This window comes from Streptomyces sp. NPDC001093 (genome assembly GCF_040298985.1).
GTDB lineage: Bacteria > Actinomycetota > Actinomycetes > Streptomycetales > Streptomycetaceae > Streptomyces.
Genome location: NZ_JBEPBF010000197.1, coordinates 1 through 12,573, shown reverse-complemented (window position 1 = coordinate 12,573; position 12,573 = coordinate 1). Strand labels below are relative to the sequence as shown.

Genomic DNA, 12,573 nt, shown 5'->3' with positions numbered 1-12,573 from the left:
ACCTCACTTTCACATCTAGACCGCGGCGTGCCCCCCCCCCCGACGGCCGCGGCTACACCGTTCTAAAAGCGGCTGCCCGCCCGGTCGACGGGCTAGCCCCTCAGAACCGCACCGGTCCGCTCGCCCGCGAGGGCAACCGCCGCGTCCCGGGCGGCAGACGCCTCGTCCACCGTCAGCGTCCGGTCACCGGCCCGGAACCGCAGCGCGTACGCCAGCGACTTCCTGCCCTCGCCCAGCTGCTCCGCGTTCTCGTACACGTCGAACAGCCGGATGGACTCGAGGAGTTCACCCGCGCCCTCACGCAGCGCCGCCTCGACCTCCCCGGAGGGGACGGGCCTGTCGACCACGAGGGCGACATCCTGCGTGGCGACCGGGAACGTCGAGATCCGCGGTGCCTGCGGAGCGCCGTCGCCCACCGTCTCCAGGGCGTCCAGGTTGAGCTCCATCGCACAGGTGCGCTCGGGCAGCCCCAGGGCCTTCAGCACCCGCGGGTGCAGCTCGCCCGCATGGCCGACGACCTGCTCCGCCCCCTCGGCGACGACCACCAGCTCGGCACAGCGGCCGGGGTGCCAGGGGCCGTACTGGCCCTTGCGGACGATCAGCTCGGCGCCGGCCTCCCGTGCCACGGCGCGTCCGGCCTCCACCGCGTCCGCCCAGTCCGCCGGACGGCCCTTGCCCCACCAGCCGGCCTGCTCACGGGCGCCGGTGAGGACCACGGCCACGTGCCGCGGCTGCACGGGCAGCGCGGCGTTCAGCGCGGCGATCTCCTCGTCGGTGGGACGCCGGTCGACCGGCAGGTGCATGGCGACACGCTGTTCCTCACGGGGGTGGAACACCAGCCCCGTCTCGAACAGCGCCAGGTCGTGCGAGCCCCGGCCGTCGTTGCGCCGCAGGGCACCGAGCAGGCCCGGCAGCAGCGTCGTGCGCAGCGCGGGCTCCTCGTCGCTGAGCGGGTTGACCAGCTTGACCACGCGGCGGGCCGGGTCGTCGGCCGCCAGGCCGAGCTGGTCGAAGACCTGCTCGCCGACGAAGGGGTAGTTCGGCGCCTCGACATAGCCCGCGCCGGCCAGCGCGCGGCCGACCCGGCGGTGCAGCCGCTGGCGGTGGGTCAGCCCACGGCCGGAGGGGAGCTTGGGCAGGGTGGAGGGCAGGTTCTCGTAGCCCTCGAGGCGGATGACCTCCTCGGCGAGGTCGTTCGGGTCGACCAGGTCGGGCCGCCAGGACGGGACGGTGACGATCAGCTCGTCCTGCCCGTAGACGTCGCAGCCGACCTGCTGGAGGCGGCGGACGACCGTCTCACGGCCGTAGACGACACCCGCGACCTTGTCCGGATGGTCGGCCGGGATGGTGATGGTGTGCGGCGCCGAGGGCGCGATGACCTCGGTGACGCCGGCCTCGGCCGTACCGCCCGCGAGCAGCACCAGCAGGTCCACGGTGCGCTGCGCGGCGGCCGCGGCGGCCTGCGGGTCGACGCCGCGCTCGAAGCGGCGGGACGCCTCGGACAGCAGCTTCTGGCGGCGGGACGCACGGGCGATCGCGACGGCGTCGAAGTGGGCCGCCTCGATGACCACGTCGGTGGTCCCGTTCACCCCGTCCTCGGTGACCTCGTGATCGGCGATCTCGGTGTTGGCGCCGCCCATCACGCCGGCCAGGCCGATGGGGCCGCGGTCGTCGGTGATGACCAGGTCCTCGGCGTGCAGCTTGCGCTCGACGCCGTCGAGGGTGACGAGCTTCTCGCCCTCCCGGGCCCGGCGCACGCCGATGGTGCCCTGGACCAGCCTGCGGTCGTAGGCGTGCAGCGGCTGGCCCAGCTCCATCATCACGTAGTTCGTGACGTCGACGGCGAGCGAGATCGGGCGCATGCCGACCTTCTGCAGCCGGCGCTGCAGCCAGATCGGCGAGCGGGCCTCGGGGCGCAGGCCGGTGACCGTGCGCGCGGTGAACCGGTCGCAGCCGAACGGGTCGGAGACCTGGACGGGGTAGCCGTAGGCGTTCGGGGCCGGTACGTCGATCAGGGCCGGGTCGCGCAGCGGCAGGCCGTAGGCGATGGCGGCCTCGCGGGCCACGCCGCGGATGGACAGGCAGTCGCCGCGGTTGGCGGTGACGGCGATGTCCAGGACCTCGTCGACCAGCTCCAGCAGCTCGATGGCGTCCTTGCCGACCTCGGTCTCCGGCGGCAGCACGATGATGCCGTGGTTGCCGTCGTCGCCCATGCCCAGCTCGTCGCTGGAGCAGATCATGCCGTGCGAGACCTTGCCGTAGGTCTTTCGGGCGGCGATGGAGAAGCCGCCGGGCAGCGTGGCGCCGGGGAGCACCACGACGACCTTGTCCCCGACGGCGAAGTTGCGGGCGCCGCAGACGATCTCCTGGGGCTCGCCGGTGCCGTTGGCCTGGCCGACGTCGACGGTGCAGAAGCGGATCGGCTTCTTGAACTCGGTCAGCTCCTCGATGGTCAGCACCTGACCGACGACCAGCGGGCCCTTGAGGTCGGCGCCGAGCTGCTCGACGGTCTCGACCTCGAGGCCGGCCGACACGAGCTTCTCCTGGACGTCGCGGCCGGTTTCCGTCGCCGGCAGGTCGACGTACTCCCGCAGCCAAGAAAGCGGGACCCGCATCAGATCTCCATCCCGAACGGCCGGGTGAACCGGACGTCACCCTCGACCATGTCTCGCATGTCTTCGACGTTGTGGCGGAACATCAGCATCCGCTCGATGCCGAACCCGAAGGCGAAGCCGCTGTACTTCTCCGGGTCGACGCCGCAGGCGGTGAGCACCCGCGGGTTGACCATGCCGCAGCCGCCCAGCTCGATCCAGCCCTCGGACGAGCAGGTGCGGCAGGGCCGGTCGGGGTTGCCGACGGACTCGCCCTTGCAGACGTAGCAGAGCATGTCCATCTCGGCGCTCGGCTCGGTGAAGGGGAAGAAGTTCGGCCGCAGCCGGGTCTTCATGCCCGCGCCGAACAGCGACTGGACCATGTGGTCCAGGGTGCCCTTGAGGTCGGCCATGGTCAGGCCCTCGTCCACGGCGAGCAGCTCGACCTGGCGGAAGACCGGGGTGTGGGTGGCGTCCAGCTCGTCGGTGCGGTACACGACGCCGGGGCAGATCACGTAGACCGGCAGCTCGCGGCCGAGCAGCGAGCGGATCTGCACGGGCGAGGTGTGGGTGCGCAGCACGACGCCGGACTCGGTGCCGCCGTCCGGGCCCTGCACGAAGAAGGTGTCCGCCTCGCCGCGGGCCGGGTGGTCCGGGCCGATGTTCAGGGCGTCGAAGTTGAACCACTCCGCCTCGACCTGCGGGCCCTCGGCGACCTCGTAGCCCATGGCCACGAAGATGTCCTCGATGCGCTCCGAGAGCGTGGTCAGCGGGTGGCGGGCGCCGGCCGGGACGCGGTCGTACGGCAGCGTGACGTCGACGTCCTCCTCGACCAGCACGCGGGCGTCCCGCTCGGCCTCCAGCTCGGCCTGCCGGGCGGCGAGGGCCTTGTTCACGGCGCCGCGGGCCATGCCGACGCGCTTGCCGGCCTCGGCCTTGGCGTGCGGGGGCAGGGCGCCGATCTCGCGGTTGGCGAGGGCCAGCGGTGAGGCGGGGCCGGTGTGGGCGACCTTGGCCTCGTGGAGCGCGTCGAGGGAGTCCGCGGCGGCGAAGGCGGCGAGCGCCCCGTCCCGCATGCGCTCGATCTCTTCCGGTTTCAACGCCTCGACCTCTACAGGGTCGTACGACTTATTCGGTGCCGACATCTCTTCCCGTGCTTCCGATTGTCCCCCAGCTGACGCTGGGAGGTGCCCCCAGGCGGATGGTCCCCGTCACCGACTCGCGAGGGCCGCGTGAAGGACACAAAGCTGCCAAAGGCCGAGTCTAACGGGGTGGAGGTGGGCGAATGCGCCCGCGGGCTGCTCCGGGTCTCGTCAGGCGAGATACGCCGGTGCCCCCACGGGCAACGTAAATCGGAACTCGGCGCCGCCGCCGGAGGCGCGGCCGACCGTGATGGTGCCGCCGTGGGCTTCGACGATGCCCTTGACGATGTACAGCCCGAGGCCGGTGCCGCCGCGCTTGCTGCCCCGCCAGAAGCGGGTGAAGACGCGGTTCATGGACTCCTCCGGGATGCCGGGCCCCTCGTCGCTCACCGTGACCGACGTGCCCGTTTGCTCGCCCTCGCGCGGGGACGCGCAGGGTGTGACGTCTATGGTGACGGTTCCCTCGCCGTGCCGCACGGCATTTTCGAGGAGATTGCTGAGCACCTGGTCGATCTTGTCCGGGTCGGCCCACAGGGCGGGCAGCGGCTGCTCGATGCGCAGCAGGAAGCGGTCGGCCCTCTGGCCGGCGGCGACATAGGCCTGGATGTGCCGGGAGACGGCGGCTCCTATGTCGACGGGCTGCCGGCGCACCTCCAGCCGCCCGGAGTCGATCCGTGAGATGTCCAGCAGCTCGGCGATGAGCCGGGTGACCCGGTCGGCGTCGGCGTCGACGGTCTCCAGCATCAGCCGCTTCTGGTCGTCGGTGAAGCGTTCCCACTTGGCGAGGAGCGTGGCGGTGAAGCCCTTCACGGAGGTGAGGGGCGAGCGCAGTTCATGGGCGACCGTCGCTATCAGCTCGGCGTGGCTGCGCTCGGTACGGCGGCGGGCCTCGGTGTCCCGGAGCGAGACGACGACACGCTGCACGGGCCCGAGGGGCGCGGCGCGCACATAGCGGGCGGAGACGAGCACTTCCCGCACCCCGGGCAGCAAGAGGTTGCGCTCCGGCTGCCGGGTCCGGATCGCGAGCCCCCCGTAGGGATCGGTGAGCTGCCACCAGCGGCGGCCCTCCAGGTCCTCCAGCGGCAGCGCCTTCTCCAGGGGCCGGCCGAGGGCGTCGGCGGCGCGTACGGCGGTGATCCGGGCGGCGGCGGCGTTGAAGCAGACGACGCGGCCGTGCTCGTCGGCGACGACGAGGCCGTCGGGCAGCTGGTCGGGCTCGAGGCCGCAGCCGTGGTCACCCTGCCGGGGCACGGGTGTGCGCCGCGCGTCCCGCCCCTGCGGCGCGGTGCTCGTGCCGGCCACGCTCATCCCCGTACCCCACCTCTCAGACCGCGCAGGGTCCCGAGTTGGTCACCCTACTAGCTCTGGGTGACGGTGCGGCACCCTCCGGAGGCGCGCTGTGCACGCGCCGACGCGTAGAGACATACGGCGGCGGCGGTGGCGAGGTTCAGGCTCTCGGCCTTTCCGTGGAGGGGCACGCGTACGACGGCGTCGGCGAGCGCGCGGGTCTCCTCCGGCAGCCCCCAGGCCTCGTTGCCGAACACCCACGCGGTCGGCCCGCCCATGGTGCCCTTGTCGAGTTCCTCGTCGAGGTCACGGTCCCCCGCCCCGTCGGCCGCGAGGATGCGCACACCGGCGTCCTGCAGGCCCGCGACGGCCCGCTCGACGGGCACGCCGACGGCCACCGGCAGATGGAAGTGGGAGCCCACGGAGGCGCGTACGGCCTTGGGGTTGTACAGGTCCACGGAGGCGTCGGTGAGGACGACCGCCTCGGCGCCGGCGGCGTCGGCGCAGCGCAGCACGGTGCCGGCGTTCCCGGGGTCGCGCACGTGGGCGAGGACGGCGACGAGCCTCGGCCGGGCGGCGAGGATCTCCTCGAAGGGCGTGTCGAGGAACCGGCACACCCCGACGAGCCCCTGCGGGGTGACGGTGGTGGAGATGTCGGCGATGACCTCTTCGGAGGCGAGGTGCACCCGGGCACCGGCGTCGCGCGCGGCCCCGATGATGTCGGCGTACCGCTCCGCGGCCTCGACGGTGGCGAACACCTCGACGAGGGTGGGCGTGCCGTCGACCCGATGCCCGGCCGCTTCCCTGACGGCCTGCGGCCCCTCCGCGAGAAACAGCCGGTCCTTACCCCGGAGGTTCCGCTTGGCGAGCCGGCGGGCGGCGGCGACTCGGGCGGAGCGGGGCGAGATCAGCTCGGGGGTGGGCATCCTGTCCTTCACCTTCAGAAAGTCTTCTCTTTGTGACGCCACCGGGTTGCAGCGCCCGTCAGGGGCGCGGGGAACTGCGCGACAAGCCACGACGCACCCGCGGCCGAACGACGGCGGAAGCCCTCAACAGCAGGACCCGCAAGCCCTGAGGCCTGCGGGTCCAGTGAGCGTCGGCTCAATGCCAGCGCAGCGTCACGCGGCCTTGGGCGCGTTGACGTCCGACGGCAGCGCCTTCTGCGCGACCTCGACGAGCGAGGCGAACGCGTTGGCGTCGTTGACGGCCAGCTCGGCCAGGATCTTGCGGTCGACCTCGACGTTCGCGGCCTTCAGACCCTGGATGAAGCGGTTGTAGGTGATGCCGTTGGCGCGGGCAGCGGCGTTGATGCGCTGGATCCACAGCTGACGGAAGTCGCCCTTGCGCTTCTTGCGGTCGTTGTAGTTGTAGACCAGCGAGTGGGTGACCTGCTCCTTGGCCTTGCGGTAGAGGCGCGAACGCTGACCGCGGTAGCCGGAGGCCTGCTCGAGGATCGCCCGGCGCTTCTTGTGGGCGTTGACTGCCCGCTTGACGCGTGCCACTTGTTAACTCCTTGTAGCGGGGCCGTGGGGGTACTCACACGACCCGGAAACGATTCGGTCCCGGTCCAGACAGACGGCGCTCAGACGGCGCCGCAGGTCACTTGCCGAGAAGCTTCTTGATCTTCGCGGCGTCGCCCGGGGCCATCTCGGCGTTGCCGGTGAGGCGACGCGTGACGCGGGACGACTTGTGCTCGAGCAGGTGGCGCTTGCCGGCGCGCTCGCGGAGCACCTTGCCGGAGCCGGTGATCTTGAAGCGCTTGCTGGCACCGCTGTGCGACTTGTTCTTCGGCATAGCGCCGTTATCTCCTCGTCGGTGGCGCTCCGGTGCCCGGTTGCGAAAACCGGGCACGGTGGAGCGTCGCTCTTCTATCGGTTACATCCTCGGGGACCGAAGTCCCCCGGGATCACGCCTCGGCGGGCTCCTCGGCGGACGCCTCAGCCTCGGCAGGGTTCTGCGACTTACCGGGGTTCGCCTTCGCTTCGGCCTTGCGGGCCTCCTGCGCCTGGCGGGCCTCGGCCATGGCCTCGGTCTTCTTCTTGTGCGGACCGAGGACCATGATCATGTTGCGGCCGTCCTGCTTCGGGTTCGACTCCACGAAACCGAGGTCCTGGACGTCCTCCGCGAGGCGCTGCAGCAGTCGGTAGCCCAGCTCGGGACGGGACTGCTCGCGACCACGGAACATGATCGTGATCTTGACCTTGTCGCCCTGCTTGAGGAACCGGACGACGTGACCCTTCTTGGTGTCATAGTCGTGCGGGTCGATCTTCGGCCGGAGCTTCATCTCCTTGATGACCGTGTGCGCCTGGTTCTTGCGCGCCTCACGGGCCTTCATGGCCGACTCGTACTTGAACTTCCCGTAGTCCATGAGCTTGCACACGGGCGGACGGGCGTTCGCCGCGACCTCGACCAGGTCGAGGTCGTACTCCTGCGCAAGCTCCAGTGCCTTCGCGAGCGGCACGATGCCGACCTGCTCGCCACTGGGACCGACAAGTCGCACCTCGGGAACGCGAATCCGGTCGTTGATGCGGGGCTCGGCGCTGATGGATCCTCCTCGGTAGCACCACACGGTTGTCTGGCGGACAGCCGCGTACGTCTTTTCGCTAGACCTAACCGCGCCGAAGCAGCAAAAATGCCCCGGACGATCACAGGCGGGGCTCCAATGACAGCCGGAGCACCGCCGCGGGGACCGCGGGGCGCAGTTCGGGCGGCTCCATCGTCCGTACGGAACGATGGTGGCCGCCTGACCGGGTGACCCGCCGTCCCGGAGGACGGTCAGGTGGGAGATCGGAGCCTCCACTTGTGGGCTGGGCAGGATGCTGTCCAGCCGGTCGTCACACAAGGTTAGCAGCACGGGCCGGGAAGGGCGAATCGGACCCGTCATCGCGAAGGCGCAACGGGGCCACCTATCGTGTGGGGCATGAGTGAGACCCCTCCTGAGAACCCCGACTTCGACGCGATGACCCGGGACATCGCCGAGGTCCCCGCCGTCGAGGTGATCGTGACGGTCGCCGTCAACCTGATGAGCGCCGCCGCCGTGAAGCTCGGGCTGAGCGAGGAGGGCGAGAAGTACAAGGACCTGGACGAGGCCCGCAAGCTCATCACCGCGCTCGCCGGCCTGCTGGACGCGAGCGCGACCGAGGTCAGCTCCTTCCACGCGGCGCCGCTGCGCGACGGTCTGAAGTCGCTGCAGCTGGCGTTCCGCGAGGCCTCGATCGTCCCGGACGAGCCGGGCCAGGGGCCGGGCGAGAAGTACACCGGCCCGGTCTACGGCTAGCTATTCCTTCACGTACAGGGGCTCGCCCGGAGCCGTGGTCCCGGCCGGCAGCAGTGCCAGGTCGAGGCCGTGCACCAGGCGGGCCCTCAGTGTTTCGTCGGCGGCGAGCCGCTCGGCGACCGCGCGGGCGGCCTCGGCGGGCGGGGCGGCCGGGTCGAGGACCAGGGCGAGGGTGCCGTCGGTCCGCCCCGCCCCGAGGTGGGCGCGCAGTACGGCGGGCTCCGCCGCCACGGCCGTACGGACGGCCTCGAGCACGGCCGGGTCGGCGAGCGGGTCGGTGCTGGTGCGGCCCTCGGCGAGGGCGAGCAGCGCCGGGCCGGTCAGCTCGAAGGGCACGGGCCCGGCGAGGTCCAGCACGACCGTGTCGGCCTTCTCGTGGGCGGCGGCCTGCAGCGCCTGGTGCAGCGGTACGGCGACCGGGCGGGCCGCGGGGTCCCAGCGGGCGAGGGAGTCGGTGGAGGTGAAGGCGGGCAGCGCGGTGCGGTCGCCGGCCTTCAGGGTGGGTACCGCCATGTCGCTGGTCTTCTCGCGGCGCAGCCCGTTCGCGTCCTCCTCGACCTCGCCGAGCACGGCGACGACCGGGACGAGCAGGCGCGCGCCCTTCAGCGCCTCGAGGACGGGCCCGAGGGCGCCGCGGTCCTCGGCCCAGGCGGCGAGCGCGGCGCTCAGCCGGGGGTCGGCGGAGCCGTCGTCGTCGGAGAAGCCGGGGTCGGGAATGTTCTTGTTCGCCACGGTCACCGACCCTATAGCCACCTCGCCGGCCCGCCGCACGGGAGCCTTCACCGGAATCTCAGCGTTCCCTGAACCCCGTCTCATGGCGGTCCGACCCGGTGCACAGTCACCGCCCGAAGCATCGCGGCCATGGAGTCCCCCAGAGCCCGTCGCGGCCGTCGTGCGCGCCCGTCCCGGCGCCGTCCCCTTCTGTACACCGCTGTCGCCGTGGCCGCCGTGAGCGGGGTGACGGCCGCGGGCACGACCTGTGTGCGGGCACGGGCGCACTCGGGCACGGCGGCCGTATCGTCGGCGGCGACGCCCTCGGCCGCCTCCTCGGCCGGGGCGGGCGAGGAGGACTCGGTGGAACCGGTGACGGAGCCGGCGGTGGACCGGACGGCGCTGCTGGGCAAGGCGATGGCGGCGGTGAGCGTGCCGCCGGGCGCGCAGGTGTCGGCGGCGGTGCTGGCGATGGACTCCGGGGAGAGCGCGGCGTACGGGGACGCGGCCTTCGACACGGCGAGCATCGTGAAGGTCGACATCCTGGCCACGCTGCTGCTCCAGGCGCAGGACGCGGGCCGGACGCTGACGGCGGCCGAGAGGGCGCAGGCCACGAAGATGATCGAGAACAGCGACAACGCGTCGGCGACGGAGCTGTGGCACACGATCGGGCGGGCGGACGGCCTGGACGCGGCGAACAAGCGCTTCGGGCTGACCGCGACCTGTGGCGGCGAGGGTGAGCTGTGGGGGCTGACGCAGACCACGGCCGCCGACCAACTCGTCCTGCTCCAGCAGGTGTTCGGAGAGGATTCCCGGCTGAGCGCGGCCTCCCGGACCTATGTGCGGGGGCTGATGAAGTCCGTCCAGGCGGACCAGCGGTGGGGGGTGTCGGCCGCCGCGGAGGGCAACTCCTGGGCGCTGAAGAACGGTTGGCTGGCACGCAGTACGACCGGGCTGTGGGACGTGAACAGCATCGGGCGGATCACGGTGGACGGCACCGGCTGTCTGGTGGCGGTGCTGTCGAAGGGCACGCGGACCCAGGCGGAGGGCATCGCGCTGGTGGAGGCGGCGGCGAAGGCGGCGGTGTCGGCGTTCGCCGGTGAATGACGCGGCGCCCGGCGCCGAGCGAGGCGGGGTTCGCCGGTGAGCGATCCGGCGCCCGGCGCCGAGTGATCCAGGCTTCCGGGCGCCCCGCCGGGGAGCCGCCGCCGGACGTCTCGTTCAGACCCTCTGCCTGCGGCCCCGCCACAGCACCACGCCCGCCACCAGCAGGACCCCGCCGGTGCCGCCGGCCAGGGGGCCCGCCCAGTCGGCGGTCGAGGACGTGGCCCTGGGGGCGTCCGGGCCTCCGCCGAAGTACTTCTTCCCGTACGACGCCGCGCGCAGGCGCTGCGGCCTGAGGCGGTCGGCCGCCCGCAGCGCCGCCGCCGGGTCGATCATGCCGAAGCCACGGGAATCGTCCCGGCCGCCGACCGGCGCGTCCCGGGCGGTGTCCTCCAGGAGCTTCTTGATCTGGGCCGGGCCGAGCTCGGGGTGGGCGGCTCTGACCAGGGCCGCGGCGCCGGAGACGAAGGCCGAGGCGGCCGAGGTGCCCCAGCCCTCGTAGTACTTGTGGTCGGGGTCGGCGATGACCACGTCGACGCCGGGCGCGCTGACCGCGGCGTACCAGCGGCGGGTCGAGAAGGAGGCGCGGGTGCCGTAGCGGTCGACGGCGGTCGCTGCGATGACGCCGGGGTAGGCGGCCGGGTAGGAGACATGGTCGCCCTTGTCCCCGCCGTTGCCCGCGGAGGCGACGACCACCACGCCCTTCTTCAGGGCGTACTGCACCGCCTCGTCCTCGCTGGGCTCGGGGTGAGCGGAGTTCGAGTCGTCGCCGAGGGAGAGGTTGATGACGTCGGCGCCGTGGTCGGCGGCCCAGCGGATACCGTCGGCGAGGGCGTTGCCGCGGCTGGTGCGGGCCTTGGCGCGGGCGGGGTCGCCGTCCTCCAGGATCACGCGGACGGGCAGGATCTTGGCCTCGGGGGCGACGCCCATGACACCGGCGCTGTCGCCGGGGCCGTGGCCGTGTCCGGCGATGATGCCGGCCATGGCGGTGCCGTGCCGGGCCCAGTCGCGGTCGCCCTGCCCGGCGCCGAAGCCGATCATGTCCTTGGCGGGCAGGACGTTGCCGACGAGGTCCGGGTGGTCGGCCTCGACGCCGGTGTCCAGGACGGCGACGGTGACGCCCCGGCCCTTGGTGGTCCGCCAGGCCTCGTCCAGGTGCAGGGCGTCGAGACCCCACTGCTGGGCGCGGATGCCGTCGGCGTGGGCCGTGGTGGCCGGTGCCAGGACGAGGGTGCCGGTGAGCAGCAGGCTCAGCGCCGCGCCGACGGGTTCCACGCGTCGGCGGCCGCGTATCGACTGCCTCGATCGCCTCATGCCCGATCGCCTCATGACGGTTTCTCCGTGGCCGTGCCGATGCTCTGGCGCAGGCGCCGTTCGATGCGGTCGGCCAGGCCCTGGGCCTCGTTGCCGAGCCCGGCCTGGGCCGGTGCGGTGGTGGCACCGGCACTGATGGCGTCGGCGGCGGGCTGGGGTACATCGACGCCGCGGCCGTCGGCCCAGCCGGAGACGGCGTAGGCGACGACGGGGGCGTCGGTGAGGACGGAGATGGTCCAGGAGGCGCGCTGCTTGTCGCCGAAGCCGGCCGCGTCGGTGCCCTCGGCCGCGTACGGCCGGGGCATCAGGTCGGCGCGCCGGTCCAGGCGCTCGGTGCGGAAGCGGTGGGCGAGCGCGGCCATGGCGGCCGGGTCGGCCTTGGTGAACAGCAGGCCGACGGTGGTGACGTAGCTCTGGGTGGCGTCGGTGTAGGTGGCCCGCAGCAGCCGCCCGCAGCCGACCGGGGCGAGCACCTTGGCCAGCAGCGGGTCGAAGGCGTGCGCGCAGCCGGTGTCCGGGGCCACGGCGATCCTGGTCCAGCTGCGGTCGGCGCCGCCGGGTCCGGCGCCCGTGCCCTGGACGGTGGGCGGGAACAGCTGGTCGACGGGCACGCTGTGCCAGAGCGACCCGGCGGTGGCGAAGTGGTCGCCGGAGGCGTCGTCCGCGCCGTCGTCGGTGAGCCAACTCCCGGTCACGGCACCGCCGACGAGACCGAGTCCGAGTACGAGACAGGCGGCAGCGGCCGCGGTGCGGGGCCCCACCCGGTACCAGGTCCGCCCACCGAACGCCTCGGGTTCCCCGGCCCACGTCACGGGCCGCGCGGCAGCTGTGGCGCTCCAGGACAGCGTGGGGTCCGGCGCGGCGCCGCCGGCCGGTGGCGGGCCGACGGGATGCGCCGGCGCCATGGGACTCCAGGCGGACACCGTCGAAGGGGACGCGGAGGCGGTACGGCGCTCTCCACCGGCCCCGGCGGCCGGCCGACCGGGCGCGGCAGCGGGGCGCGCTGCCTTCGGAACGTCGGCTACCGGCCGAAGCCGCGCCGTGGTCTCCGACGCGGCGACCGGGCGGGACGGGGCCGTCGCGCCGGGCGCGGTGACCGGCCGGGGCGGAACCGTGGACTCTGACGCGGTGACAGGGCGGAGCCGGG

12 protein-coding genes are annotated in these 12,573 nt (G+C 72.7%); 2 read left to right on the top strand and 10 right to left on the bottom strand.

Annotated features, from left to right (window positions below; translation table 11 throughout):
- Positions 1-92: 92 nt before the first annotated feature.
- The 7 genes from pheT to infC all read right to left on the bottom strand — a co-directional run bounded on the left by pheT (position 93) and on the right by infC (position 7,589).
- On the bottom strand, positions 93-2,615 hold the full coding sequence (gene pheT, locus ABT288_RS46830) for a phenylalanine--tRNA ligase subunit beta (RefSeq protein WP_351622291.1): 2,523 nt from the start codon (positions 2,613-2,615) through the stop codon (positions 93-95).
- Positions 2,615-3,736 (bottom strand): phenylalanine--tRNA ligase subunit alpha, encoded by a 1,122-nt coding sequence (pheS, locus tag ABT288_RS46825; RefSeq protein ID WP_351622288.1) that lies wholly within the window; start codon positions 3,734-3,736, stop codon positions 2,615-2,617. The genes pheT and pheS overlap by 1 nt, the downstream gene beginning before the upstream one ends.
- 168 nt (positions 3,737-3,904) lie before the next feature.
- Positions 3,905-5,041 (bottom strand): sensor histidine kinase, encoded by a 1,137-nt coding sequence (locus tag ABT288_RS46820; RefSeq protein ID WP_351622285.1) that lies wholly within the window; start codon positions 5,039-5,041, stop codon positions 3,905-3,907.
- Positions 5,042-5,091: 50 nt separating this feature from the next.
- Positions 5,092-5,946: a TrmH family RNA methyltransferase gene (locus ABT288_RS46815; RefSeq protein WP_351622282.1), complete on the bottom strand. Its 855-nt coding sequence runs from the start codon at positions 5,944-5,946 to the stop codon at positions 5,092-5,094.
- A gap of 192 nt (positions 5,947-6,138) precedes the next feature.
- Positions 6,139-6,522, bottom strand: a complete 384-nt coding sequence (rplT, locus tag ABT288_RS46810; RefSeq protein WP_351622279.1) for a 50S ribosomal protein L20 — start codon at positions 6,520-6,522, stop codon at positions 6,139-6,141.
- 97 nt (positions 6,523-6,619) lie between these two features.
- Positions 6,620-6,814 (bottom strand): 50S ribosomal protein L35, encoded by a 195-nt coding sequence (gene rpmI / locus ABT288_RS46805; protein ID WP_003977225.1) that lies wholly within the window; start codon positions 6,812-6,814, stop codon positions 6,620-6,622.
- A 112-nt stretch (positions 6,815-6,926) separates the two neighbouring features.
- On the bottom strand, positions 6,927-7,589 hold the full coding sequence (infC, locus tag ABT288_RS46800; RefSeq protein WP_228618720.1) for a translation initiation factor IF-3: 663 nt from the start codon (positions 7,587-7,589) through the stop codon (positions 6,927-6,929).
- A gap of 351 nt (positions 7,590-7,940) precedes the next feature.
- Between infC and ABT288_RS46795 the strand changes: the two genes are divergently transcribed.
- Positions 7,941-8,297: a DUF1844 domain-containing protein gene (locus ABT288_RS46795; RefSeq protein WP_351622276.1), complete on the top strand. Its 357-nt coding sequence runs from the start codon at positions 7,941-7,943 to the stop codon at positions 8,295-8,297.
- On the opposite strand, the gene ABT288_RS46790 is transcribed toward ABT288_RS46795, so the two are convergent.
- Entirely contained in the window at positions 8,298-9,029 is a 732-nt protein-coding gene (locus ABT288_RS46790; RefSeq protein WP_351622273.1) for an SseB family protein, read from the bottom strand.
- Between the two features lie 129 nt (positions 9,030-9,158).
- Between ABT288_RS46790 and ABT288_RS46785 the strand changes: the two genes are divergently transcribed.
- Positions 9,159-10,115: a serine hydrolase gene (locus tag ABT288_RS46785; RefSeq protein ID WP_351622270.1), complete on the top strand. Its 957-nt coding sequence runs from the start codon at positions 9,159-9,161 to the stop codon at positions 10,113-10,115.
- 114 nt (positions 10,116-10,229) lie between these two features.
- On the opposite strand, the gene mycP is transcribed toward ABT288_RS46785, so the two are convergent.
- Both mycP and ABT288_RS46775 read right to left on the bottom strand, forming a co-directional pair.
- Positions 10,230-11,426, bottom strand: a complete 1,197-nt coding sequence (gene mycP, locus ABT288_RS46780) for a type VII secretion-associated serine protease mycosin (protein WP_351622267.1) — start codon at positions 11,424-11,426, stop codon at positions 10,230-10,232.
- An 11-nt stretch (positions 11,427-11,437) separates the two neighbouring features.
- Positions 11,438-12,331 (bottom strand): hypothetical protein, encoded by an 894-nt coding sequence (locus ABT288_RS46775; protein WP_351622264.1) that lies wholly within the window; start codon positions 12,329-12,331, stop codon positions 11,438-11,440.
- Positions 12,332-12,573: the final 242 nt, after the last annotated feature.

Bases quoted from the DNA above. Each gene is read 5' to 3' on its own strand.
- mycP (WP_351622267.1), bottom strand. From the start codon at position 11,426: ATGAGGCGATCGAGGCAGTCGATACGCGGCCGCCGACGCGTGGAACCC.
- ABT288_RS46775 (WP_351622264.1), bottom strand. From the start codon at position 12,331: ATGGCGCCGGCGCATCCCGTCGGCCCGCCACCGGCCGGCGGCGCCGCG.
- ABT288_RS46785 (WP_351622270.1), top strand. From the start codon at position 9,159: ATGGAGTCCCCCAGAGCCCGTCGCGGCCGTCGTGCGCGCCCGTCCCGG.
- pheS (WP_351622288.1), bottom strand. From the start codon at position 3,736: ATGTCGGCACCGAATAAGTCGTACGACCCTGTAGAGGTCGAGGCGTTG.
- pheT (WP_351622291.1), bottom strand. From the start codon at position 2,615: ATGCGGGTCCCGCTTTCTTGGCTGCGGGAGTACGTCGACCTGCCGGCG.
- ABT288_RS46820 (WP_351622285.1), bottom strand. From the start codon at position 5,041: ATGAGCGTGGCCGGCACGAGCACCGCGCCGCAGGGGCGGGACGCGCGG.
- ABT288_RS46815 (WP_351622282.1), bottom strand. From the start codon at position 5,946: ATGCCCACCCCCGAGCTGATCTCGCCCCGCTCCGCCCGAGTCGCCGCC.
- ABT288_RS46795 (WP_351622276.1), top strand. From the start codon at position 7,941: ATGAGTGAGACCCCTCCTGAGAACCCCGACTTCGACGCGATGACCCGG.
- rpmI (WP_003977225.1), bottom strand. From the start codon at position 6,814: ATGCCGAAGAACAAGTCGCACAGCGGTGCCAGCAAGCGCTTCAAGATC.